At 60.0% G+C, this 25,070-nt stretch carries 19 protein-coding genes and 1 pseudogene; 13 read left to right on the top strand and 7 right to left on the bottom strand.

From position 1 onward, the window contains the following. Positions 1–337 precede the first annotated feature (337 nt). The 7 genes and pseudogenes from HWW83_RS25805 to glgP all read left to right on the top strand — a co-directional run bounded on the left by HWW83_RS25805 (position 338) and on the right by glgP (position 11,218). Positions 338–831 (top strand): annotated as a pseudogene (locus HWW83_RS25805) (RNase A-like domain-containing protein). Positions 832–839: 8 nt separating this feature from the next. Then, positions 840–1,130: a contact-dependent growth inhibition system immunity protein gene (locus HWW83_RS21180; protein ID WP_033645311.1), complete on the top strand. Its 291-nt coding sequence runs from the start codon at positions 840–842 to the stop codon at positions 1,128–1,130. Between the two features lie 475 nt (positions 1,131–1,605). Then, positions 1,606–3,792 (top strand): 1,4-alpha-glucan branching enzyme, encoded by a 2,187-nt coding sequence (gene glgB, locus HWW83_RS21185; protein ID WP_033645310.1) that lies wholly within the window; start codon positions 1,606–1,608, stop codon positions 3,790–3,792. After that, positions 3,789–5,771: a glycogen debranching protein GlgX gene (gene glgX / locus HWW83_RS21190; RefSeq protein ID WP_096242662.1), complete on the top strand. Its 1,983-nt coding sequence runs from the start codon at positions 3,789–3,791 to the stop codon at positions 5,769–5,771. The genes glgB and glgX overlap by 4 nt, the downstream gene beginning before the upstream one ends. A 15-nt stretch (positions 5,772–5,786) precedes the next feature. Beyond that, the gene (glgC, locus tag HWW83_RS21195; RefSeq protein ID WP_004930810.1) at positions 5,787–7,064 is read left to right on the top strand and encodes a glucose-1-phosphate adenylyltransferase; all 1,278 of its coding nucleotides are present in this window, start codon (positions 5,787–5,789) and stop codon (positions 7,062–7,064) included. A gap of 135 nt (positions 7,065–7,199) precedes the next feature. Further along, positions 7,200–8,630: a glycogen synthase GlgA gene (glgA, locus tag HWW83_RS21200; RefSeq protein ID WP_033645308.1), complete on the top strand. Its 1,431-nt coding sequence runs from the start codon at positions 7,200–7,202 to the stop codon at positions 8,628–8,630. Between the two features lie 140 nt (positions 8,631–8,770). Further along, on the top strand, positions 8,771–11,218 hold the full coding sequence (gene glgP / locus HWW83_RS21205; protein WP_033645307.1) for a glycogen phosphorylase: 2,448 nt from the start codon (positions 8,771–8,773) through the stop codon (positions 11,216–11,218). A 59-nt stretch (positions 11,219–11,277) separates the two neighbouring features. Here glgP and glpD read toward each other — a convergent pair whose 3' ends face one another. The 6 genes from glpD to ulaG form a co-directional block, all read right to left on the bottom strand. Beyond that, the gene (gene glpD, locus HWW83_RS21210; RefSeq protein ID WP_004930801.1) at positions 11,278–12,786 is read right to left on the bottom strand and encodes a glycerol-3-phosphate dehydrogenase; all 1,509 of its coding nucleotides are present in this window, start codon (positions 12,784–12,786) and stop codon (positions 11,278–11,280) included. A gap of 245 nt (positions 12,787–13,031) precedes the next feature. Further along, positions 13,032–13,790: a DeoR/GlpR family transcriptional regulator gene (locus tag HWW83_RS21215; RefSeq protein ID WP_004930797.1), complete on the bottom strand. Its 759-nt coding sequence runs from the start codon at positions 13,788–13,790 to the stop codon at positions 13,032–13,034. A gap of 50 nt (positions 13,791–13,840) precedes the next feature. Next, a complete protein-coding gene (gene glpG / locus HWW83_RS21220) occupies positions 13,841–14,677 on the bottom strand; it encodes a rhomboid family intramembrane serine protease GlpG (protein WP_033645306.1) in 837 nt (278 codons plus the stop codon). Positions 14,678–14,848: 171 nt separating this feature from the next. Then, positions 14,849–15,175 carry a thiosulfate sulfurtransferase GlpE gene (gene glpE / locus HWW83_RS21225; protein ID WP_033645305.1) on the bottom strand — a complete coding sequence of 109 codons (327 nt, stop codon included), beginning with the start codon at positions 15,173–15,175 and terminating at the stop codon, positions 14,849–14,851. A gap of 84 nt (positions 15,176–15,259) precedes the next feature. Then, positions 15,260–16,015, bottom strand: a complete 756-nt coding sequence (gene ulaR, locus HWW83_RS21230) for an HTH-type transcriptional regulator UlaR (protein ID WP_033651753.1) — start codon at positions 16,013–16,015, stop codon at positions 15,260–15,262. Between the two features lie 111 nt (positions 16,016–16,126). Next, a complete protein-coding gene (gene ulaG / locus HWW83_RS21235) occupies positions 16,127–17,191 on the bottom strand; it encodes an L-ascorbate 6-phosphate lactonase (RefSeq protein ID WP_103101829.1) in 1,065 nt (354 codons plus the stop codon). A gap of 354 nt (positions 17,192–17,545) precedes the next feature. Here ulaG and HWW83_RS21240 point away from each other — a divergent pair, with 354 nt between their 5' ends. Genes HWW83_RS21240 through HWW83_RS21265 form a run of 6 tightly spaced genes read left to right on the top strand, consistent with a single transcriptional unit; the run spans position 17,546 to position 21,971 of the window. Continuing rightward, positions 17,546–18,943, top strand: a complete 1,398-nt coding sequence (locus HWW83_RS21240; protein ID WP_033645302.1) for a PTS ascorbate-specific subunit IIBC — start codon at positions 17,546–17,548, stop codon at positions 18,941–18,943. 14 nt (positions 18,944–18,957) lie between these two features. After that, on the top strand, positions 18,958–19,266 hold the full coding sequence (gene ulaB / locus HWW83_RS21245; protein WP_033645301.1) for a PTS ascorbate transporter subunit IIB: 309 nt from the start codon (positions 18,958–18,960) through the stop codon (positions 19,264–19,266). Positions 19,267–19,276: 10 nt separating this feature from the next. Then, on the top strand, positions 19,277–19,747 hold the full coding sequence (ulaC, locus tag HWW83_RS21250) for a PTS ascorbate transporter subunit IIA (protein WP_033645300.1): 471 nt from the start codon (positions 19,277–19,279) through the stop codon (positions 19,745–19,747). Positions 19,748–19,759: 12 nt separating this feature from the next. Continuing rightward, positions 19,760–20,416, top strand: coding sequence for a 3-keto-L-gulonate-6-phosphate decarboxylase UlaD (locus tag HWW83_RS21255; RefSeq protein WP_033645299.1), 657 nt, complete (start codon positions 19,760–19,762; stop codon positions 20,414–20,416). Positions 20,417–20,425: 9 nt separating this feature from the next. Next, on the top strand, positions 20,426–21,280 hold the full coding sequence (locus HWW83_RS21260; RefSeq protein ID WP_176589537.1) for an L-ribulose-5-phosphate 3-epimerase: 855 nt from the start codon (positions 20,426–20,428) through the stop codon (positions 21,278–21,280). Positions 21,281–21,284: 4 nt separating this feature from the next. Beyond that, on the top strand, positions 21,285–21,971 hold the full coding sequence (locus tag HWW83_RS21265; protein ID WP_033651798.1) for an L-ribulose-5-phosphate 4-epimerase: 687 nt from the start codon (positions 21,285–21,287) through the stop codon (positions 21,969–21,971). A 3-nt stretch (positions 21,972–21,974) separates the two neighbouring features. Here the strand turns inward: HWW83_RS21265 and malT are convergent, their stop codons facing one another. Then, a complete protein-coding gene (gene malT / locus HWW83_RS21270; RefSeq protein ID WP_033651750.1) occupies positions 21,975–24,689 on the bottom strand; it encodes an HTH-type transcriptional regulator MalT in 2,715 nt (904 codons plus the stop codon). Between the last annotated feature and the right edge of the window lie 381 nt (positions 24,690–25,070).

A 25,070-nucleotide genomic window follows, 5' to 3' on the forward strand; every position in this document is an offset into this window, starting at 1 on the left:
TATGATTTCCAACGAAGGATTACAGGTCGCGCTTTCACCCGTGCAGCTAGCGGCCGTGATGTCGGATAGCACGGTCACAGAAGGGGAAACCTGGGGTAATCGGCTCATGGGTGGACTGGGTTTAGCGGGGGGAGTCGTCGAACTTCTTGGGGCTGGGGTGATGTGCTATGCGCCTGACCCAACATTGTTAACCAAAGTGGGATGCGTGGTCGTTGGCACTCATAGCATGGATAGCATAAAAACCGCATCAAATCAGATCATTACCGGCCGATCATTGACTACAGACACTTACAAGTCGGCGGTTTTGCTGGCTCAGAGTCTGGGGGCCGACGAAGATATGGCTTACAACGTCGGTTTAACGGTAGATATTGCCGTTCCTTTGGTGTTTGCAACCGCTTTAGGCGCTGTACGCGTGGCTTCCGTTCGGGTGGGGCAATTAAAATTGCTTGAACACGAGTCTATAGCCGGTGCAAAAGGAGGTGGGCACACCATTGCTAAGCATGTTGCTAAAAGTTCAGAAGAGCTGCTGGAGCGCTTGGCAAAGAGTCCTGGTTTACAGTCAGCCTCGACATTTACAGATTTACGTACTGCTGAAGACGCGATTAGTCGGGCGTTGAAAGTGAATAACGCGCTTATTAAGCGCTGGGCGCAACAGCCTACTTCGGCCAACGTGCTTGAACTCACGCATAAGGTGGGTAAGCGGTTGGTTTTGGCTACAGGCAAGGAAGCACAATTCAATTAACGTCCAACAGCGTGCGGGTTGTCTTGCTAAAGAAAATTTACAACGGTAAGCCGTATTACATTTTAACCGCTTACCCCATTATCAGATAAGGGACCCTATGGGCTTTTCAGTCGCTAATCTCGGTACACTTGTGCGTGTTTTTTTTGGGCAAGATTATGATTTATTTGGAGAGTCTGTAGAAGAGATCCTGGCCTCTTATCGGGAGACGGAAAATACCGCGACAGTGAGAAAAACCGTCGATGAAGCACGAGCGTTGCTGGCGCAATATCCTGAGGAACAACAGCTTGAACTTGCTGTTGCTGAACTTGCTGATGGGGAGTTTGCACCAGCGCCATGGGGATACACAGCGCGATCGTTTCTTGAGAAGGTGATCTCTGCTTTGGAATAGGCGATACCTGCTGCTTCTGTACTTTGTTGTAAACCCATACTTCCTGGGGGCTGAGCGCTTTCAGCCCCCTAACGCCTTATTTTCCGCCTTTTTGTTCGCTGCGCGCCGCGTCGGGCAGCGTTATCGCAAGTCTCGTTTCATTGGGCTGTACCCCGCATCTCTTCTCGTCGGCCGCCGCATGCAGATGCCGTCAGGCTGGCAGTTTTCTTAATGAAGAATTTTCCTCACCAATGCCGAGCAGTTTTTAACAGACATTGGCTATGCTTAACGCAGGGGTGAACACTTTTTCACCATGACTGAAATATTTCAAAAAATAAGCATAAAGAGCGAAATTCAGGTCGGCAGAGTAAAGATTGGTCAATAACCGACCGCAATCACGCTTTAGAGTCCGAATGCATTGCATGATGACCAAAACGGCCAAGGAATAACCAACAAGCCGTGCTTAGATCATGCTGTTAATCTAAGGAAGAAGACTATGCCTGTACTTCCCGATCGTGACGTGATTGATCAGATCATCTCCGGCCATTATGCCGATCCCTTTGCTCTGCTTGGCATGCATGCGACCGATAACGGTCTGCAAGTGCGCGCGCTGCTGCCGGACGCCGGCGCAGTCTGGCTGGTGGAACAGCAAACCGGCCGGCGACTGGTGCAGCTGAACTGCGACGATCCGCGCGGTTTCTTCAGCGCCGTGGTGCCGCGGCGAAAAAATCCTTTCCGCTATCAGCTGCAGGTCAGCTGGCGCGATCATCAACAGATCGTCGACGATCCCTACCGGTTCGGCCCGCTGCTGCAGGATATCGACAGTTGGTTATTGGCCGAAGGCACGCATCTGCGCCCCTATGAACGGCTGGGCGCTCACCTCGTCACGCTGGATGGCGTCGACGGCGTCAGCTTTGCGGTCTGGGCGCCCAACGCGCAGCGCGTCTCGGTGGTGGGGGAATTCAACTTCTGGGACGGCCGCCGCCACCCGATGCGTCTGCGGCGTGAGAACGGCATCTGGGAGCTGTTCTTGCCCGGCGTGCGGGCCGGGCAGCTGTACAAATATGAAATCGTCGATTGCTATGGCAATACCCAACTGAAAGCCGATCCTTACGCCTTTGAGGCGCAGATGCGCCCGGATACCGCCTCGCTGGTGGCGCCGCTGCCGGAGGTGGTGCCGTCGACGCCGGCGCGCCGCCGCGCCAACGATTTTGACCAGCCGATCGCCATTTACGAGGTGCATCTCGGATCATGGCGGCGCCACACCGATAACCACTTTTGGCTCAGCTACGGTGAACTGGCGGTGCAGCTGATCGACTATGTGAAGGACATGGGATTCACCCATATCGAGTTGCTGCCGGTCAACGAGCACCCGTTCGACGGCAGCTGGGGCTACCAGCCGCTGGGGCTGTATGCGCCGACCCGGCGCTTCGGCACGCCGGCCGACTTCAGGGCGTTTGTGGCGGCGGCGCATGAGGCGGGCATCAACGTGATCCTCGACTGGGTGCCGGGGCACTTCCCCAGCGACGCCTACGGCCTGGCGAATTTCGATGGCACTGCGCTGTACGAATACGCCGATCCGCGCGAGGGCTACCATCAGGACTGGAATACGCTGATTTACAACTACGGTCGCCACGAGGTGCGCAACTACCTGGCGGGCAACGCGCTGTATTGGCTGGAGCGCTTCGGCATCGACGCGCTGCGGGTGGATGCGGTGGCGTCGATGATCTATCGCGACTACAGCCGCGCCGACGGCGAGTGGGTGCCGAATTACTACGGCGGCAACGAGAATCTGGAGGCCATCGCCTTCCTGCGTTATACCAACCAGACTATCGGCCAGGCGCAGCCGGGCGCGGTGACGCTGGCGGAGGAATCCACCGACTATCCCGGCGTCACCCTGCCGCCGGACGCCAACGGCCTTGGGTTCCACTACAAATGGAACCTCGGCTGGATGCACGACACGCTCAATTACATGAAGTGCGATCCGGTGCACCGCAAGTATCACCACAACCAGATGACCTTCGGCATGCTGTACGCCTATACCGAGAACTTCGTGTTGCCTATCTCACACGATGAAGTGGTGCACGGCAAAAAATCGGTCCTCGACCGTATGCCGGGCGACGCCTGGCAGAAATTCGCCAACCTGCGCGCCTATTACGGCTTTATGTGGGCGCATCCGGGCAAGAAGCTGCTGTTTATGGGCTGCGAATTCGCACAGGGGCGCGAGTGGAATTTCGATACCAGCCTCGACTGGCATTTATTGGAAGGGTTGGATAACTGGCATAACGGCGTGCAGCGGCTGGTGCGCGATCTGAACCACTGCTACCGGCAGCAGGCGCCGCTGTACGAGCGCGACTACCGGCCGGACGGCTTCGAGTGGCTGGTGGTCGACGATCACGACAACTCGGTGTTCGCCTTCGCGCGCTACGATTCGCAGGGCAATGAGCTGATCGCCATCAGCAACTTTACCCCGGTGCCGCGCTACCGCTACCGCATCGGCCTCTCGCGCGCCGGTGACTACCGCGAGATCCTCAATACCGATTCGCACCACTATCACGGCAGCAACGCCGGCAATCAGGGGCGGGTCTCTTCCGAAGCGGTCGGCAGCCACGGCCGCGACTTCTCCATCTGCGTAACGCTGCCGCCGCTGGCGACCATTTATCTGCTGCGGGAGGCGCCATGACGGAGCTGACGGCCGGCCTCGCCGCGCCGCTGGGCGCGCATTACGACGGCGAAGGCATCAACTTTACCCTGTACTCGGCGCACGCGGAGCGGGTGGAGCTGTGCCTGTTCGACGGCCAGCAGCGCGAAGTGCGCCTGCCGCTGCCGGCGCGCAGCGGCGATATCTGGCATGGCTACTTACCGGGCGGCAGGCCGGGGCAACGTTACGGTTACCGGGTCTACGGCCCGTTTGACCCGGCGAACGGACAGCGTTTCAACCCCAACAAACTGGCGCTCGATCCGGCCGCGCGCGCGGTGGAAGGGCCGGTGGCGGATCACCCGCACCTGCACGGCGGTTACGAGCAGCCGGACCCGCACGACAGCGCGGAGCTGATGCCGAAGTGCGTGGTGGTGGACGAACAGTATGACTGGCAGGACGATCGCCCGCCTGCCACGCCCTGGGGACAGACGGTGATTTACGAAGCGCACGTGCGCGGCCTGACGCTGCTGCACCCGCAGATCCCGCCGGCGCTGCGCGGCAGCTTCGCCGCATTGGGGCACCCGGCGATGATCGCCCACTTCAAACGCCTCGGCATCACCGCGCTGGAACTGCTGCCGGTGCAGCAACATACCTCCGAACCGCGCCTGCAGCGGTTGGGGCTGATCAACTATTGGGGCTATAACGTGCTGGCGCCCTATGCGCCGGACAACCGCTACGCCAGCCTGAGCACCGATGCCACGCCGCTGAACGAATTCCGCGATGCGGTCAAGGCGCTGCACAAAGCCGGCATCGAGGTGATCCTCGACGTGGTGTTCAACCACAGCGCCGAGCTGGATATGGACGGGCCGATGCTGTCGCTGAGCGGCATCGATAACCTGAGCTACTACTGGCTGACGCCCGAAGGGGACTATGTCAACGACACCGGCTGCGGCAACACGCTGCGGTTGGATCAGCCGCAGGGCGTGGCCTGGGTGATGGATTGCCTGCGTTTTTGGGTGCGGGAGTGCCACGTCGACGGCTTCCGTTTCGATCTGGGCAGCGTGCTCGGCCGCACGCCGGGGTTCGATCGCGATGCGCCGCTGTTCCAGGCGATGCTGGCGGACGATGTGCTGTCGCGCTGCAAGCTGATCGCCGAACCCTGGGACATTGGCCCCGGCGGCTATCAGGTGGGGGCGTTTCCCGGCCGCTTTGCCGAATGGAACGATCATTACCGCGATGACATGCGTCGTTTCTGGCTGCAGAGCGGCGTGTCGCTCGGCCAGTTCGCCCGGCGTTTTGCCGCTTCCAGCGATCTGTATAACCAGCGCGGGCGAGCGCCTTACGCCACTGTCAACATGCTGACCGCCCATGACGGTTTTACCCTGCAGGACGTGGTCAGCTTCAATGAGAAACACAATCAGCCCAACGGCGAGGGCAACCGCGACGGCAGCGATCGCAATTTCAGCAACAACCACGGCGTCGAAGGCCTGGTCGCCGACGACGCCATTGTGCAACGCCGCAGGGCCAGCCAGCGGGCGATGCTCGCCACGCTGTTGCTGTCCCAGGGAACGCCGATGCTGCTGGCCGGCGATGAACAGGGACACAGCCAGCAGGGGAACAACAATGCCTATTGTCAGGACAACGCCACCACCTGGCTCGATTGGGCCACGGCGGACGACGCGCTGACCGATTACGTCGCGGCGCTGATCGCGCTGCGCCGCCAGATCCCCGCGCTGCAGCAGGACCGCTGGTGGCAGCAGGACGACGGCAGCGTGCAGTGGCTGAACGCGCAAGGGCAGGCGCTCGACGCGCAGCAGTGGGAGCAGGGCGAGTCGCTCATGCAGATCCTGCTGTCGCAGCGCTGGCTGCTGCTGATCAACGCCACGCCGCAAACGACGGAGATGAGGTTGCCGGAAGGCGATTGGCAGGTTGTCGCCCCGTTCACTCAGGAAGACTCACGGGCGGTATTGCCCGCCTGGCACCAGGCCGCGCGCTCGCTTTGCGTACTGGTACGGAAATAATAAAAGGAGTCCGCTATGGTTAGGTTTGAAAATAAAGACCCCCTGATGTTGGCGCGCCAGCTGCCGATTAAATCCGTAGCGCTGATCCTGGCCGGCGGCCGCGGTTCACGTCTGAAAGATTTGACCTCCACCCGCGCCAAGCCCGCCGTCCACTTTGGCGGCAAATTCCGCATCATCGACTTCGCCTTGTCGAACTGCCTGAACTCCGGCATCCGCCGCATCGGCGTGATCACCCAATACCAGTCGCACACGCTGGTGCAGCACATTCAGCGCGGCTGGTCGTTCCTCAACGAGGAGATGAATGAGTTCGTCGATCTGCTGCCGGCCCAGCAGCGCCTCAGCACCGAGCATTGGTACAAGGGCACCGCCGACGCGGTGTACCAGAACCTGGATATCATCCGTCGCTACGAGGCCGAATACGTGGTGATCCTGGCGGGCGATCACATCTACAAGATGGATTATTCGCGCATGCTGATCGACCACGTCGAGAAGGGCGCTCAGTGCACCGTGGCTTGCCTGCCGGTGCCGCGCAGCGAAGCCGGCGAATTCGGCGTGATGAAGGTGGATGAAAGCGACCGCATCATCGAGTTTCTGGAAAAGCCCGCCGATCCGCCGGCGATGCCGGGCAACCCGGATATGTCGCTGGCCAGCATGGGCATCTATATTTTTAATGCCGCCTACCTGTTCCAACTGCTGGAAGAGGATATGTCGACCCCCGGCTCCAGCCACGATTTCGGCAAGGATCTGATCCCGAAAATCACCGCGCAGCAGGCGGCGTGGGCGCATCCGTTTACCTTGTCCTGCGTGACGTCCAACCCCGACTTGCCGCCTTACTGGCGCGACGTGGGCACGCTGGACGCTTACTGGCGCGCCAATCTCGATCTGGCGTCGGTGACGCCGGAGCTGGACATGTACGACCGCGCCTGGCCGATCCGCACCCACATGGAACCGCTGCCGCCGGCCAAGTTCGTGCAGGATCGCTCCGGTAGCCATGGCATGACCATGAATTCGCTGGTGTCCGGCGGTTGCATCGTCTCGGGCTCGGTGGTGGTGCATTCGGTGCTGTTCCCGCGCGTGCGAGTGAACTCGTTTTGCACCATCGACTCTACCGTATTGTTGCCGGACGTGAACGTCGGCCGTTCCTGCCGCCTGCGGCGCTGCATCATCGACCGCGCCTGCCACATTCCGGAGGGCATGGTGATCGGGGAAAACGCCGATGAGGACAGCAAGCGTTTCTATCGCTCGGAAGGCGGCATCGTGCTGGTGACGCGCGAAATGTTGTCAAAATTGTGAGTTAACGTGGGCGGCAGAACGATAGCCTGCCGCCTGATGAACGGTTCGATGGCTTGCGCAACGCGGCACACATAACAGCGGCAAGCCTGCTTTATTTCTTATCCAGAGGCCTTCGGCCGACTTTCAGGAGTGATAATGCAGGTCTTACACGTATGTTCTGAAATGTTCCCCCTGCTGAAAACGGGCGGACTCGCAGACGTGGTTGGCGCGCTGCCGGCGGCGCAAATCGCCGAAGGCGCCGATGTTCGGGTGCTATTGCCCGCTTTCCCTGACGTACGCAACGGCATACCCGACACCGTGCTGGTGGCGGAGATAGACTCGTTCGCCGGCCGTGTCGGCCTGCGTTACGGCACCTACCATGGCGTGGGCATTTACCTGATCGATGCGCCCTGGCTGTATGACCGGCCGGGCAGCCCGTACCACGATCAGTCCATGTACGCCTACCCCGACAACCACCGGCGCTTTGCGCTGCTGGGCTGGATGGCCTGCGAGCTGGCCAAGGGGCTGGATCGCTACTGGCGTCCGCAGCTGGTGCACGCCCACGACTGGCATGCCGGCCTGAGCTGCGCCTATCTGGCCGCCAACGGCCACCCGGCGCGTTCGGTGTTCACCGTGCACAACCTGGCCTATCAGGGCCTGTTCTCCGCCCATCACGTGACCGAGCTGTGGTTGCCGGCGTCGTTTTACGATGTTTATGGCCTGGAGTTCTACGGCCAGATGTCGTTCCTCAAGGCCGGGCTGTTTTATGCCGACCACGTGACCGCCGTCAGTCCGACCTATGCGCGCGAGATCACCCGGCCGGAGTTTGGCTACGGCATGGAGGGGCTGCTGCAGGAGCGGCAGCGGCAAGGCAGGTTGAGCGGCATCCTCAACGGCGTGGACGACAAGATTTGGGATCCGGCCCACGACCCGCGGCTGAGCGCCCGCTACGACGCCGACGATCTGAAAAGCAAGGTCAAAAACAAGCTGCATCTGCAAAAGGCCATGGGGCTGAAGGTGGACGAATCGCTGCCGGTGTTCGCGGTGGTGAGCCGATTGACCAGCCAGAAAGGCCTCGATCTGGTGCTGCAGGCGTTGCCCGAATTGCTGGCGCAGGGCGGGCAGTTGGCGCTGCTGGGCGCCGGCGACGCGGTGCTGCAGCAGGCGTTTCTGGCCGCCGCCGCCGACTACCCTGAGCAGGTCGGCGTGCAGATTGGTTATCACGAATCCTTCTCCCACCGCATCATCGGCGGCGCCGACGTCATTCTGGTGCCGAGCCGCTTCGAGCCCTGCGGCCTGACGCAGCTCTACGGCCTGAAATACGGCACTCTGCCGCTGGTGCGCCGCACCGGCGGACTGGCGGACACGGTCGTGGACTGCGCGCTGGAGAACCTGGCCGACGGCACCGCCAGCGGATTCGTGTTCGACGATTGCGACGCCGTCGCGCTGGGCAACGCCATCCGCCGCGCCATGGTGCTGTGGAGCCGGCCGAAACACTGGCGCCACGTTCAGCGCCACGCCATGAGCGTGGACTTCGGCTGGCCGGTGGCGGCGAAAGAGTATTTATCGCTTTATCAACGCTTGTAGCCCGCGATTCGCGTCGCGAGTTGACGCGCGGCGGGCAACCGTAAGGGTAGATTGTCGGGGCGCAGCGTACCGCGCCCATGTTCAGCGGGGCCAGCTATTCCGCGGCGGATGGCTGGGCTCCCCATTAGGGATTAAAAGCCATGACTTCACCGTTTAGTTACACCTCACCTACGGTCAGTGTGGAAGCGCTGAAACATTCCATTGCCTATAAGCTGATGTTTATCGTCGGCAAGGATCCGGCGATCGCCAACCGCCACGACTGGCTCAACGCCGTCCTGTTCGCGGTGCGCGATCGCATGGTGGAGCGCTGGCTGCGCTCCAACCGCGCCCAGCTGTCTCAAGACGTGCGGCAGGTGTATTACCTGTCGATGGAGTTTCTGATCGGCCGCACGTTGTCGAACGCGCTGCTGTCGATGGGCATTTATCAGGACATCGACAACGCGTTGAACGAGATGGGGCTGAACCTGGCGGAGCTGCTGGAGGAAGAGAACGACCCCGGGCTCGGCAACGGCGGTCTGGGCCGGCTGGCGGCCTGCTTCCTCGACTCGCTGGCGACGCTGGCGCTGCCGGGGCGCGGCTACGGCATTCGCTATGAGTACGGCATGTTCAAGCAGAACATCGTCAACGGCCAACAGATGGAATCGCCGGACTACTGGCTGGAGTACGGCAATCCGTGGGAGTTTCCGCGCCATAACACCCGCTACAAGGTGCGCTTCGGCGGCCGCGTGCAGCAGGAGGGGGCCAAGGCCCGCTGGCTGGAGACCGAAGAAATCGTGGCCATCGCCTACGATCAGGTGATCCCCGGTTTCGACACCGACGCCACCAACACGCTGCGGTTGTGGGGCGCGCAGGCCAGTAACGAGATCAACCTCGGCAAGTTCAATCAGGGCGATTACTTCGCGGCGGTGGAAGATAAAAACCATTCTGAGAACGTGTCGCGCGTGCTCTATCCGGACGATTCGACCTCCTCCGGGCGTGAATTGCGCTTGCGACAAGAGTATTTCCTGGTGTCGGCCACGGTACAGGATATTCTCAATCGCCATTGGCTGATGCACAAAACCTTCGACAACCTGGCGGACAAGATCGCCATTCACCTCAACGACACTCACCCGGTGTTGTCGATTCCGGAGCTGATGCACCGGCTGATCGACGAGCACAAGTTCAAGTGGCTCGACGCCTGGGAAGTGGTGGAGCAGGTATTCTCCTACACTAACCACACGCTGATGAGCGAGGCGCTGGAGACCTGGCCGGTGGACATGCTCGGCCGCATCCTGCCGCGCCATCTGCAGCTGATTTTCGAGATCAACGATCACTTCCTCAAAATGGTGCAGGAGGTGGCGCCGGGCGACAACGATCTGCTGGCGCGGGTCTCGATCATCGACGAAACCAACGGCCGTCGGGTGCGCATGGCGTGGCTGGCGGTGGTGGCCAGCCACAAGGTCAACGGCGTTTCCGCTCTGCATTCCGAACTGATGGTGCAGTCGCTGTTCGCCGACTTCGCCCGGCTGTTCCCGACTCGTTTCTGCAACAAAACCAACGGGGTGACGCCGCGTCGTTGGCTGGCGCTGGCCAACCCGCCGTTGGCGGCGGTGCTGGACGACTGCATCGGCCAAACCTGGCGCACCGATCTCAGCCAGCTGAGCGAGATCAAGGCCAACATCGATTACCCGAGCTTCCTGCAGGCGGTGCAGCGCGCCAAGCGGCAGAACAAGGAGCGGCTGGCGCTGTACATCGCCAAAACGCTCAACGTGGTGGTTAACCCGGATGCGCTGTTCGACGTGCAGATCAAACGCATCCACGAGTACAAACGGCAGTTGCTCAACGTGTTGCACGTCATCACGCTGTATAACCGTTTGCTGGCCGACCCTGATATCGAGCGCGTGCCGCGGGTGGTGATCTTTGCCGGCAAGGCGGCCTCGGCCTACTATGCCGCCAAGCAGATCATCCGCCTGATCAACGACGTGGCCAAAGTGATCAACAACGATCCGCGCGTGCATACCCAGTTGAAGGTGGTGTTCATTCCGAACTACGGCGTCAGCCTGGCGCAGATCATCATCCCGGCGGCGGATCTGTCGGAACAGATCTCGCTGGCGGGCACCGAAGCCTCGGGCACCAGCAATATGAAGTTCGCGCTGAACGGCGCGCTGACCATCGGCACGTTGGACGGCGCCAACGTCGAGATGCGCGAGCACGTGGGGGAGGAGAACATCTTTATCTTCGGCAATACCGCCGAGCAGGTCGAGGAACTGCGCCGCAACGGTTACAACCCGCGACAGTACTACGAGCAAGACCCAGAGCTGCATCAGGCGCTGACGCAGATCGCCACCGGCATGTTCAGCCCTGAGGAGCCGAAGCGCTATGGCAATTTGTTCGACTCGCTGGTGAACCTCGGCGACCACTATCAGCTGTTGGCGGATTACCGCAGCTATGTGGACACGCAGGACAAGGTGGACGAGGTGTATCTCAATCAGGACGAGTGGACGCGGCGCGCGGTGCTGAATATCGCCAATATGGGTTACTTCTCATCCGATCGCACCATTCAGGAATATGCGGATGAAATTTGGCACATTAAGCCGGTGAAGCTGTAAAGCGGGGCAGGAAAAAAGCAAAGGGCCGGATAACCGGCCCTTTTTCGTTACGCTGCGGCTCAGGAAGCCAGCGACAGCGCTTTCGTTTTCGCGTGTTCCGCCAGCCAGGCTTTCACGCGCGCCTGCTGCGCTTCGTCCAGCCACATGCCCAGCTTGGTGCGGCGCCAGATAGCGTCGTCCAGCTCCACGACCCACTCTTTCTCGGTCAGGTAGCGCAGTTCGGCTTCATACAGACCGTGGCCGAAATCTTCGCCCAGATCGGCGAGGCCGTTGGCGCCGGCCAGGATCAGCTCGCTCTGGCTGCCGTAGGTGCGGGCATAGCGGCGCGCCAGGGCTTCCGGCAACCAGCCGTGCGCACGGCGCAGTTTGGCCGCGTAACCGTCGCGGTCGCCGTCGATGTCACCGCCCGGCAGCGTGGCGTTTTTGGTCCACGCCGGGCCGCAGCCTGGGTAGTAGTGGGCCAGTTTTTCCATCGCATGTTCGGCCAGCTTGCGGTAGGTGGTCAGCTTGCCGCCGAAGACCGACAGCAGCGGCGCCTTGCCTTGCTCGTCGTGCACGTCCAGCGTGTAATCGCGGGTGATCGCCTGCGGTGAATCGGACTCGTCGTCGCACAGCGGACGCACGCCGGAGTAAGTCCAGACGATGTCGTCGCGGCCCAACTGCTTCTTGAAGTGATCGTTGTACACTTTCAGCAGATAAGCGATTTCGTTCTCGTCGATCTTCACGTCTTTCGGATCGCCTTTGTACTCCACGTCGGTGGTGCCGATGATGGAGAACTCGTCATTCCACGGGATCACGAACACGATGCGGTGGTCTTCGTTCTGCAGAATGTAAGACTGCGGCTGATCGTGCACGCGCGGCACCACGATGTGGCTGCCTTTGATCAGACGGATGCCGTAAGGCGATTTCAGCTTCAGGCCGTCGTCGAAGAAGTTTTTCACCCATGGGCCGGTGGCGTTCACCAGGCCTTTGGCGCGCCAGGTGAAGGTTTTGCCGCTGTCGATATCGACCGCTTCCACCATCCACAGGCCGTTTTCGCGCCATGCGCGGGTCACTTTGGTGCGGGTGCGCACTTCGCCGCCGCGTTTTTCCACTTCCTGCGCGTTCAGCACTACCAGGCGAGCATCGTCGACCCAGCAGTCGGAATATTCGAAACCGCGCTTCAGCTCAGGCTTCAGCACCGATTCTGGTCCAAAGCGCAACCCCTTGCTGCCCGGCAGGCTGGTGCGTTTGCCCAGGTGATCGTACAGGAACAGGCCGATACGGATCATCCAGGCCGGACGCAGATGCGGCTGGTGCGGCAGGCGGAAACGCATCGGGAACGCGATGTGCGGCGCCAGTTTCAGCAGCACTTCACGTTCGGCCAGCGCTTCGCTCACCAGACGGAATTCGTAGTGTTCCAGGTAGCGCAGGCCACCGTGGATCAGTTTGGAACTGGCGGAAGACGTAGCACAGGCCAAGTCTTGCGCTTCCAGTAGCAGTACCGACAGCCCGCGCCCGGCAGCATCCGCCGCGATGCCGGCACCGTTGATGCCGCCACCGATAACGATCAAGTCTTTGGTTTCCACGTCATCTTCCTCCAGATGTTCGAAATAGCTCTTTCATGTTCGTTTTCGCTCATGATTGTAATCAAAAACCAACAAGCAAGCCAAGACTTAACCAAACAAAAACATTTAGGCGTGATAGAGGTAACAGTTTGGTGATGATAGTCACACAAGTAGCATGGATATGGCGCGGGCGCGCAAACGGCTGTCGGTGAGGGGGTTAAAGGGATGAAACGGGGCGGCGGCGCGCCCCGCAGGTTAAGGCCGAATCAGCACAGCTCCAGCTGCACGTCGTACTGTTCGATGATTTTCATCACGCTCGGCGGCGGCAGCTGGTCGGTAAACAGGTAGTCGATCAGGTTCATGTTGCCCAGGTTGACCATGGCGTTGCGGCCGAATTTGGAGTGGTCGGTCACCAGCATCACGCAGCGGGAATTTTCGATAATCGCGCGTTTGGTGCGCACTTCGTGATAGTCGAATTCGAGCAGTGAGCCGTCCATATCGATGCCGCTGATGCCGAGAATGCCGTAATCGAGACGGAATTGGGAGATGAAGTCCAGGGTGGCTTCGCCCATGATGCCGCCGTCGCGGGTGCGCACTTCGCCGCCGGCCAGGATCAGGCGGAAGTCTTCCTTGGCGGTCAGCAGGGTGGCGACGTTAAGGTTGTTGGTGACCACGCGCAGGTTCTTGTGGTTCATCAGCGCATGGGCCACCGCCTCCGGCGTGGTGCCGATATCGATGAACAGCGTGGCACCGTCCGGGATCTGGCTGGCGACGCGCTGCGCGATGCGGGCTTTCTCTTCCGACCACATCACCTTGCGATCGTTATAGGCAGCGTTGACCGAGCTGGAAGGCAGCGCCGCGCCGCCGTGGTGACGCTGGATCTTGTTCTGGTCGGCCAGGTCATTCAAATCGCGGCGAATCGTTTGCGGGCTGACGTCAAAATGCTCGACCAGCTCTTCCGTGCTGACGTAACCCTGCAGGCGCACCAGCTCGATAATTGCGTCATGACGCTGTGTTTGCTTCACGATAATCCCCTAAAACGCCCGCTATGCCCGCTGGGCATAGCTCCCGGCTGTTATTGTTCGTTGTGTGCGCGATGACGCGTATCCCAAAATGCCATCAATAACCCTAACACTAAACCGGCTACGTGTGCCGCGTTGGCGATCGACATTCCTAAAATATCGAAATATCCGGCCACCAGCCACAGCACCGAGAACACCATCAGGCCGCGCGGCAGCATCAGGCCGCGCTCCGGCGCCCGTTCGCCCGACAGCCAGACATAGCCCATCAGCGCATAGACCACGCCTGACAGCCCGCCGAACAGCGCGCCGCTGAACAGCGATTGCGCCCAGCCGCTGAAGAACGCCGACACCACCGCCAGCACGAACAGCTTGCCGGCGCCGAGGCGTTTTTCCATCTGGCCGCCGAGATACCACCACCACATCAGGTTAAACAGGATATGCAGCAGGGAGAAATGCAGGAACGCATGGCTGATCCAGCGCCACAGCTGGGTGTATTGGCTGCTGTCCTGCGGCCAGGAGAGCCAGTACATCACGGTATCGTCGCCGAGCGCCTGCATCAGAATATAGACTGCGATGCACAGCACCATCACGCCGAGCGTCAGCGGCCCGGCTTTGCTGCGCAGGGTGTGCAGGTAGGATTCGCTCTGATAGTGCAGGCCGGCGTCGGTATGGCCGGTCTGCCAGCTGGCGGCCTGATAACGGCGGTTGAGCGGATCGACCAGAAACTGCTGCAGCTCGTGTTGCACCTGCTCGAGGTGGCCGTCGTCGGCCAGCCAGATTTCCGCCGCTTCGCCGCTGTTGCGCAGCTCAAGCCGGATGCCCTGGGTCGCCATATAGTCGACAAAGGCCAGCGCCAGGCGCGGGTTGGATACGGCGATTACTCTAACCATTGCTCTTCCGTCGTAAGTGAATGATTTTGGCCGCGGCTTGCTCGCCGGCGACCCTGACGGCCGATTATAACGTCGAAATCCTGAGCGCTGGCAAACGGATCTGCGAAAAACCCGCGAAAACGCGCATAAAATCGAAGGGAAAGCCCGCCGATGCGCGACGGGCGGCGGGGATCAGGCTGAGGTTTCCACGTCTTGCGGATACTGACGGGCCCAGGCCTCGAAACCGCCGTCGATGCTGTAGACCGCGTCGAACCCCTGGTGCAGCAGGTATTGCGCCGCGCTGCGGCTGCTGTTGCCGTGGTAGCACATCACCATCACCGGCCGCTCGAAGTCGTTTTGTTGCATAAAGGCCGACAGGGTGGCGTTGGTGAGGTGAAAGGCGCCCGGCGTATGCCCGGCTTCAAAACTTTGCGGATCGCGGATGTCGACCAGGGCGGCGCTGCCCTCTTTCCAGAGGCTGTAAGCCTGTTCAACGTTGATCGCTTCGAACTGTTCCATACTGCTGACTGCCTCATTATTGGGGGACGCCGCTATTGTAACCAACTCTGCGGCGTTTAAGACCAGAGCAAGCTTGTGGTTTTCTCACACCAGCAGCACTTCTACCCCTTGTTGACGCAGTTGCTCAACGATCGCCGAATCGGCGGCGCGGCCGGTGATCACCATGGCGATTTGCTCGGTACGGCTGAACAGCATGCCGGCGCGTTGGCCGACTTTGCTGCTGTCAACCAGCACCACCAGTTTACCGACGTAGTTGAGCATCTTCTGTTCCGCCATCGCGGTCAGCATATCGGTTTTATACAGGCCGTCAGCGGTGAGGCCGATACCGCTGGTGAACATCCAGTGCCCGGCGTACAGGGTGGCGTCGCCGTCCTGGGGCGCCAGAGTAATCGACTGGGTTTTGTTGTACTGGCCTCCCATGATCACCACGCTGTCATGTTCCTGCTCAATCAGGTAATTGGCCAGCGGCAGATAATTGGTGATTACCTGAACCGGCTTGCCGCAAATTTCACGGCCCAACAGAAATGCGGTGGAGCCGCAATTGATCACCACGCTTTCACCCGGCTGACAGAGCTGTGCCGCGGCCGCCGCAATACGCATTTTTTCGTCCAGGTGCTGGGTTTGGTGGATATTGAGTGGCGTCCAGGCCGGGCGCGGAGTTTGTGTGGCTTCGGCGCCGTTGCGCACTTTGCGCAATTTGCCGATTTCATTCAGTTTGTTGATGTCCCGGCGCGCGGTGGCCGGAGAGATGTCAAACGCCGCGATGACGTCCGCCACGGAGATTTGCCCCTTGCGCTGCAAGAGATCGAGAATGGCGTTGTGGCGTTGGGACTCTGTCATGCGGGCTCCGTCGGAGAGAGAAAACGTCGTTGCCTATGATTATATGCGCGCCGTTTGACGATTTGAATCATTCCCGTTCAAAAGCGCGCATCCGTATGCAACACCGGTTGATTACAAGAAAGACTTGAAGGGCAGATCGGGTTCGAGGGTGAAGCAATCATCGAAACCGCGCGGGTAGTGGTACTCCAGATTGTCTTTATCCTGCGGCCAGATGAACTTGCCGCCAACCTGCCAGATAAACGGTTTAAAACCGTATTTGAGCCGGTCTTTCTTCATTTCCCACAGCACGCGAATTTCCTGCGGATCCGCCTGGAAATTCGACCATATGTCATGGTGGAAGGGGATAACGACCTTGGCGTTCAGCGATTCCGCCATGCGCAAGATATCGGCGCTGGTCATCTTGTCGGTAATGCCGCGCGGGTTCTCGCCGTAGGAACCGAGGGCGACATCGATCTGATGATCGTTGCCGTGCTTGGCGTAATAGTTGGAGTAGTGGGAATCGCCGCTGTGATAAAGGTTGCCGCCCGGCGTTTTGAACAGGTAGTTGACCGCCCGCAGGTCCATGCCGTCCGGCAGAACGCCCGCCGCTTTTTGTTCCACCGGCAGTGTGATGAGCGCCGTGCGATCGAAGGCGTCCAGCGCATGAATTTCAATGTCTTTGATTTTTATCACGTCGCCAGGTTTGACGGTGGTGCAGCGCTCAGGCGGCACACCCCAACCAATCCAGATATCCACGCAGCTTTGCGGCCCGATAAACGGAACGGTGGCGGCGCAATTTTGCAACACCGCCGCGGCGACGTTCACATCGATGTGATCGTTGTGGTCGTGCGTGGCCAAGACGGCGTCGAGCTGGGTAATCGCGAAGGGATCCAGTACGAATGGGGTCGTGCGCAGGTTAGGCTGCAGCTTGCGCACTCCCGCCATTCGCTGCATTTGGTGGCCGGTTTTCATCAGTGGGTTGCCGTGGCTCTGCTTGCCGGTACCGCACCAAAAGTCGACGCACAGATTGGCGCTTTCTTCGGATTTGAGCCAGATACCGGTACAGCCCAGCCACCACATGGCGAAGGTGCCGGGCGCAACTTTCTCCTGCTCTATCTCTTCGTTCAGCCAGGTGCCCCATTCGGGAAAGGTGTTCAATATCCAGGATTCGCGGGTGATGTCGTTGACTTTACTCATGGGTCGTTCCTCGTTGGCGGTGATAATGCAATCACAAATAATCATTTAAAGATTTTATGTGATTTGTTTTGATCGAATCTAGCACCGTTTTTTTCAACTGACAACGATCGAAATACACGTTAACACCGCCGGATTTACGTGCTGCGCCGTCTTTTTATCTCCTTTTTGTTTGATTAACTGCTATTAAATTCAATGAGTAATAAAATGTAAGCCGTCTAATTCATTGAATGTTAGTGGAATTGATTTTTAACTTGCGAGGTTGTTCACAAATAATCATTTATGATCTTTTTGTGATTTCTTGTGATTGGTATGGTGAAGGCGTTACCTGCATGCCAACCTTTTCGGGAGAGCCGTATGGAAACTCTTTACACCATCTTCACCGTCTTTTTTAACCAGGTGATGACCAATGCGCCGCTGCTGTTGGGGCTGGTTACGCTGCTGGGTTACACGTTGCTGCGCAAAAGCGCGGCGGTCATTATCAAAGGCACGATCAAAACCATTATCGGTTTCATGTTGCTGCAAGCCGGTTCCGGCATCCTGACCGGCACGTTCAAACCGGTGGTGGCGAAGCTGTCCGAGGTGTACGGCATCAACGGGGCGATTTCAGATACCTATGCCTCGATGATGGCCACCATCGATCGGATGGGGGAGGCCTATAGCTGGGTCGGCTACGCGGTCTTGCTGGCGCTGGCGCTGAACATACTCTACGTGTTGTTGAGGCGCATTACCGGCATCCGCACCATCATGCTTACCGGCCATATCATGTTTCAGCAGGTGGGGTTGATCGCGGTATTTTTCTACATTCTGGGCTACGGCATGTGGACAACGGTATTGTGCAGCGCGCTGTTGGCTTCACTGTATTGGGGCATCACGTCCAACATGATGTTCAAACCGACGCAGGCGGTGACGGAAAACAGCGGTTTCTCCATTGGGCACCAACAGCAGTTCGCTTCGTGGCTGGCGTATAAGGCAGCGCCGTATCTCGGTAAAAAAGAGGACAGCGTGGAAGATCTGAAGCTGCCTGGGTGGCTGAACATTTTCCATGACAACATCGTTTCCACCGCCATCGTGATGACGCTGTTCTTCGGCATCATTCTTTGCTCGTTCGGCTTGGATACCCTGCAGGCGATGGCCGGTAAAACCCACTGGAGCATCTATATCCTGCAAACCGGGCTGATGTTCGCGGTGGCGATTTTCATCATCGTGCAGGGCGTGCGCATGTTCGTCGCCGAATTGACCGAGGCCTTCAATGGGATTTCCCAACGCCTGATCCCCGGTGCGGTACTGGCCATCGACTGCGCCGCCATCTATAGCTTCGCGCCCAACGCCGTGGTGTGGGGCTTTATGTGGGGCACCATCGGCCAATTGATCGCCGTCGGCATCCTCCTGGCGTGCGGCGCTTCCATCATGATCATCCCCGGTTTCATTCCCATGTTCTTCTCTAACGCCACCATCGGCGTGTTCGCTAACCACTTTGGCGGCTGGCGCGCGGCGATGAAGATCTGCCTGGTGATGGGGATGATAGAGATCTTGGGCTGCGTGTGGGCCATCAAGCTGACCGGGCTGAGCGCCTGGATGGGAATGGCGGACTGGTCGATTCTGGCGCCGCCGCTGATGCAAGGGCTGAGCTTCGGCCTGTGGTTTATGGGCGTGGTGATCGCCATCGCGCTGCTGTACATGTTCTTCGCCGGGCGCACCCTGCGCGCGGAGGAAGATGCTGAAAAACAATCGGTTGAACCAGCGTCACGTTAATAGGAGTGCAGATTATGACGGTACGAATCCTGGCGGTGTGCGGTTGCGGACAAGGCAGTTCCATGATCATGAAAATGAAAGTCGACCAATTTTTAACGCAGCAAGGCGTGGATCATTCGGTCAACAGCTGTGCGGTGGGGGAATACAAATCCGAGTTGAGCGGGGCTGACATCATCATCGCTTCCACCCATGTCGCGGATGAGATCGTCGTCAGCGGCAACAAATACGTAGTTGGGGTGCGCAATATGCTCTCGGCTGCCGACTTCGGTCCGAAGCTGATGGAAGTCATCGGCGCGCATTTTCCGCAAGATTTGAAGCAGTGAGGAGCGAGTCATGAAGCTGAGCGATTCGTTGGCGCAGAACAACGCTATTCACCTGCAGGCGGAGGCTGCCGACTGGCGTCAGGCGGTGCGGCTGGGGGTCGATCTGCTGGTGGCCGCCGGCGTGGTGGAGCCTCGCTATTTCGACGCCATTCTGGCCGGCGTCGAACGGCACGGCCCTTACTTCGTGTTGGCGCCCGGCCTGGCGATGCCGCATGGTCGGCCGGAGGAAGGGGTGCTGAAAACCGGCTTCGCCTTGGTCACCTTGAAAACGCCGGTGTGCTTCGGCGATGAGGACAACGATCCGATAGATATCTTGATCACCATGGCGGCGGTGGACGCCAAAACGCATCAGGAGGTGGGCATCATGCAAGTGGTTAACCTGTTCGAAGATGAGGCGAACTTCGATCGCTTGCGGGCCTGTCGCCGGGCGAGCGAGGTACTGGCGTTAATCGACAAAACGTCCGCGGCGGCGGCGAATTGAAGGAGACATGCAATGAAAACGCATTTACCGATGCTGCAAGTGGCGCTGGATAACCTGTCCATGGCCGCGGCTTACAATACGACGCGCCTGATCGCGGCCGAAGTCGACATCATTGAGGTCGGCACTATTTTGTGCGTGGCGGAAGGCGTACGGGCCGTGCGCGATCTGAAAGCGCTGTATCCGGATCGCATCGTGTTGGCGGACGCGAAAATCGCCGATGCGGGGCAAATTTTGGCGCGGATGTGCTTCGAGGCACACGCCGACTGGATCACGGTGATCTGCTGCGCTGACATCAATACGGCCAAGGGCGCGCTGCAGGTGGCGCATGAGTTCGGTGGCGACGTGCAGATCGAACTGACGGGATTTTGGACCTGGGAACAGGCGCAGGCGTGGCGTGAGGCAGGTATTGGTCAGGTGGTGTATCACCGCAGCCGTGACGCGCAGGCGGCGGGCGTCGCCTGGAGCGATGACGATATCCGCGCGGTTCATCGCCTGAGCGAGATGGGTTTCAAGGTGACGGTTACCGGCGGATTGTCATTGGCGGATTTGCCTCTGTTCCGGGGCATTCCCATCCATGTTTTTATCGCCGGGCGTAGCATTCGCGATGCCGCCGATCCGGTCGCGGCGGCGCGGGAATTTAAACGCGTCATCGCCCAACTGTGGGGCTGAGGAGCGGTTATGTTGCAAAAATCCGTACCGTTGGGCATCTACGAGAAGGCGTTGCCGCCGGGCGAGGACTGGCTGGCGCGCTTGCAACTGGCGGGGGAGTTGGGATTCGATTTCGTTGAAATGTCGATCGATGAAAGCGACGGCCGTCTGGCGCGGCTGGATTGGAACAGCGAGCAGCGACTGGCGCTGATCGGCGCCGTTGCGGCCAGCGGTGTGCGCGTCCCTTCTTTGTGCCTTAGCGCCCATCGGCGTTTTCCGTTGGGCAGTGAAGACGACAGGACGCGCGAGCGGGGGCTGGAGATCATGCGCAAGGCCATCCGGCTGGCGCAGGATACCGGCATACGGGTGATCCAACTGGCCGGATATGACGTTTATTACCAACAGGCTACTGCGCAGACCCGCGCCCGGTTCCGCGCCGGCTTGGCGCAGGCGGTGGAGATGGCCAGCCGCGCGCAGGTCATGCTGGCGATGGAAATCATGGATTATGCGCTGATGAATTCGATCAGCAAGGCGCTGGGTTATGTCCACTACCTGAATAACCCATGGTTTCAGCTGTACCCGGACATCGGCAATTTGTCTGCCTGGGACAACGATGTGCAGATGGAGCTCGTAGCCGGACGCGGGCATATCGTAGCGGTGCACGTTAAGGATACGCGGCCGGGAGAGTTTAAGAACGTGCCGTTCGGCGAGGGCGTGGTCGATTTCACCCGCTGCTTCGAAACGCTGCTTGCGAGCGGCTATCGCGGCCCCTATCTGCTCGAAATGTGGAGCGAGAAGGCGCCCGACCCGCTGCAGGCGGTGCGGGAGGCGCGTGCCTGGGTGGTTGAACGCATGGCAGAGGCCGGGTTGGAAATAGGGAGCTAACATGCTGGAACAACTGAAATGGCAGGTCTACAAAGCCAATATGGCGCTGCCTGAGCACGGGCTGGTGACCTATACCTGGGGCAATGTCAGCGGCATCGATCGGGCCAGCGATCTGATGGTGATAAAACCCAGCGGCGTGCCTTATGAAACGATGCGGGCGGAAGATATGGTGGTGGTGAATGCGCGAGGGGAGGTTGTTGAGGGGCAACTGCGGCCTTCATCCGATACGCCGACGCATCTGGCGCTGTACCGGGCATTCCCACAACTCGGCGGCGTCGTGCATACGCACTCCACTCACGCCACCGCCTGGGCCCAGGCGGGTGAGGCGATACCGGCGTTTGGCACCACCCATGCCGACTATTTTTCCGGCGACATTCCTTGCACCCGCGCGCTGACGGCGGAAGAGGTGGCGGGGGAATATGAATTGAACACCGGGCAGGTGATTATCGAAACCCTGTGCGGGCGCGAGCCGTTGCACATTCCCGGCATTCTGGCGTATCAGCATGGCCCGTTTAGTTGGGGCTGCTCGCCGGATGAGGCGGTGCATAACGCGGTGGTGCTCGAGGAGGTGGCTAAGATGGCGTGGATCAGCCGGGGCATTAACCCCGGCCTGCGCCGGATCGATGAACACCTGTCGGCGAAACATTTCAGCCGCAAACATGGCGCCGGCGCTTATTACGGCCAGCGCTGACTATCAGGCGCCGTACCCCATCATCTTCAGCAGCTGCTGCGCTTGCTGCACCGCTTCCTGGCGATGGGCCACGCCCAGCTTCTGGTATAGATTGCGGATATGGGTCTTGATGGTGGTGGCCGCTACATCCAACTCACCGGCGATCTGGTCGTTGCTGTAACCGGAATAGATCAACCCCAGCACCTGCCATTCGCGTTGGGTCAACGGACTGGTGCGGATCAGTTCCGGCACCTGCGGATGGGTCAGCAGCTTATCGACGAAGTTCTCGTCGAAATGCGCGAATTTGTGCCGATGATGCTGGTTGATGTCGCGCAGGATGCGCTGGGCGCGATGCTGTTCCAGCTCCGGCAGCGTGTTGAGCTGGATCAGCTGGCGCAGCTGCTGCGCCATCGCTTCGCCTTCGATGACGAAGTGGCTGATAAAGCCGGTGCGGTTGGCCAGCGACAGCGCTTCGATCAGCGCCTGCTGCGCTTCGCCCTTGCGCTCTTGCAGCCAGTAGAGCTGGTTGCTGAGCAGCAGATTGCGGTTGAGATCGCTCACCAGCCGCAGGCGACGGGCGTTTTCGTTCAGCTCATCCAGCACCACGCCGGCCTCTTCATACTGGCCGAGCAGGATCTGCACTCGCGCGATGTTGCGCCATTGGCCCTGCGTGAAGTGGTTGTCCGCCATGCCGGGCTTTTCGGTGTGGCGCAGCCACTGGGCGGCGGCGGCGGTGTCGCCGGTCATTTGCCAGTGGATCACCCGCGACTTGTCGGTGTTGGTCAACCAGTCGCGATGATAGTGGGCGCCGTGCAGCAGGGTTTCGCAGCGCTGCAGATGGGTATTGGCGTTGTCCAGATCGCCGCGCGCCAGCGAGCATTTGGCCAACATGGCGATGCACTGCAGCTGCTGCTGCGGTTGGTAGTTGGCCAGAATTTTCAGCCCGGCGCGCGCCGCGTCTTCCGCTTCGTCCAAGCGCGACCATGACCACAGGATCTGGGCGCGGATGCGCAGCAGAAATTCGTGCATCGGCAGCTGTTCCAGGTGCTGCTCGCGGATTAGTTCGAACGCCTTATCCTGGGTTTCGTAAGCGGCCTGCAGGAAGCCTTGGGCGATAAGGATTTCGCTCTGCTGCAGCAGCGCCCAGAGCGCGTAATGGTTGGCCTGATGACGACGCGCCATCTGCTCGGTCTGCTGCATCATCGGCAGCGCGCGCGCCAGTTCGCCCTTGCAGTGGTGCACTTCGCCGGTCACCGAGGTGGCGACGATGCGGCTGTAGTAGCTGGACAGCGGCAGGAACTTCAACGCTTCGGTCGCCAGCCGCTCGGCTTCTTCCGGTTTGCCGGCGTTGATCGCCACCTGGGCGCGCAAGGCGTCGAACTCGGCGTGCAGCGTTTGGTCTATCTCGATTTTTTGTTCGCGCATGGTGCGCTCGGCGCGCTCCAGCAGGGTGTTGACCTCGCTGTAGCGGTGCTGGCTCTGCGCCAGCCAGGCCTGCAGCAGCGCCAGCTTGGGGTTTTGGATCAGGCGCTCATACGGCAGCGCGTTGAGGCACTCCTCCAGCAAGGCCAGTTCGCTGTGGTGGAACAGCGACCAGGCGTGTTGCAGCAGGATATCGCGCAGCATGCTGACGTCGCTGGCCGCCAGCGCGTGGTGAATGGCCTCCGCCGGATACCCCAGCGCCAGCCAGCCTTCGGCGGCGGCGCGGTGCAACCCCGGCAGCTCCAGCGCCAGTTCCCACTGGCAACGCTGGCGCAGGAAAGAGGCGAACAGCGGGTGGAAGTTGAACCATTCGCCGGTGTCGTCCATGCGGTGGATAAACAGCCCCTGGCGTTCCAGCTCCTCCAGCCGCTGCTGGCCGTTGTCTTCGCCGGTCAGCCGCACGATCAGCGCATCGTTCATTGAGCGCAGCACCGAACAGCGCAGCAGGAAGGCGCGCGCATCGGCATCGACGTGATCCAGCACTTCGTCTACCAGATAGTCGGACAGGTGACTGGCGTTCAGCCCCGCTAGCCGCTTGGCCGACAGTTGAGCGGACGAAGCGGATTGGCGGGCCGACAGCGCGATCAGCTGCAGCGCGGTGGCCCAGCCTTCGACTTCGTCACACAGGCGGCTGCTGTCCTGCTGTTCCATCGGCGCCGCCAGGCGGCAGTCGAAGAACTGCTTGGCTTCCTGGTGGGTGAATGCCAGCTGCTGCGTGCCCATTTCCAGCAGCTGATCGCGCACCCGCAAATTGGCGATGCCGAGCGGCGGCAGGGTGCGCGAGAGCAGGATCAGCGTCAGGTTTTCCGGCTGATGGCGCAGGAAGAAGCGCATGGCTTCGTGAATGGCGTCGTTGGTGATCAGGTGGTAGTCGTCGATCACCAGGTACAGCGGCTGGTGCCAGTCGGCCAGTTCGATAAACAGCTGGGCGAACAGCGCCGACAGGCTGGCGTACTGGTGTTTCTGGCTCAGCGCCTCGCTCTTGACGCAGCGGCCGCCGCTGGCCTGCTGCAGCGCGGCGATCAGGTAGCTGGCGAAGCGCTCCGGCTGGTTGTCGCTCTCATCCAGCGAATACCAGCCCAGATCGGCCTTGCCGGCCGCCCATTGGGCGATCAGCGTGGTTTTCCCGTATCCCGCCGGGCAATTGACCAGTGTCAGGCGATAGTTGCCCGCGCTGGCCAGTTTGGCCAGCAGGCGATCGCGGATCACGGTATTTTGCAGCCGTACCGGGCGGCTCAGTTTTGATGGGATCAGCATAGTATTCCAGGATATAAATCGCGGTTCCCGCCGGGATTGGAGTGGCGCTAATTATTTTATGGTTCGTAATTAATAGCTCCCCCTAACTTCTGCCAACCCTAAACGTATTGCAACAAGCTTCCGCATCGGCTTGGAGTTAAGTTGCTATCGATCACACTTTTTTACGTTTGGTGTCGGAGTACGGCGATGCGGTTGCGGATCGCATTTCCGGCCATGGACAAAACTTCAGCAGCGCGAATACTTGTGCTAACGTCATGGTTAACGTTCTCAGTGCTCGCCGCACGCGTTGGCGGGCTTTTTTGCATCGTTGCAAGGGAGTCAAAAAGTGCCTGAGATCACAATTCCAGCTACGCCCCAATCCTCCTCCCCAGCTAATCCCCA

This window comes from Serratia ureilytica, from assembly GCF_013375155.1.
GTDB classification, from domain to species: Bacteria; Pseudomonadota; Gammaproteobacteria; order Enterobacterales; family Enterobacteriaceae; genus Serratia; species Serratia ureilytica.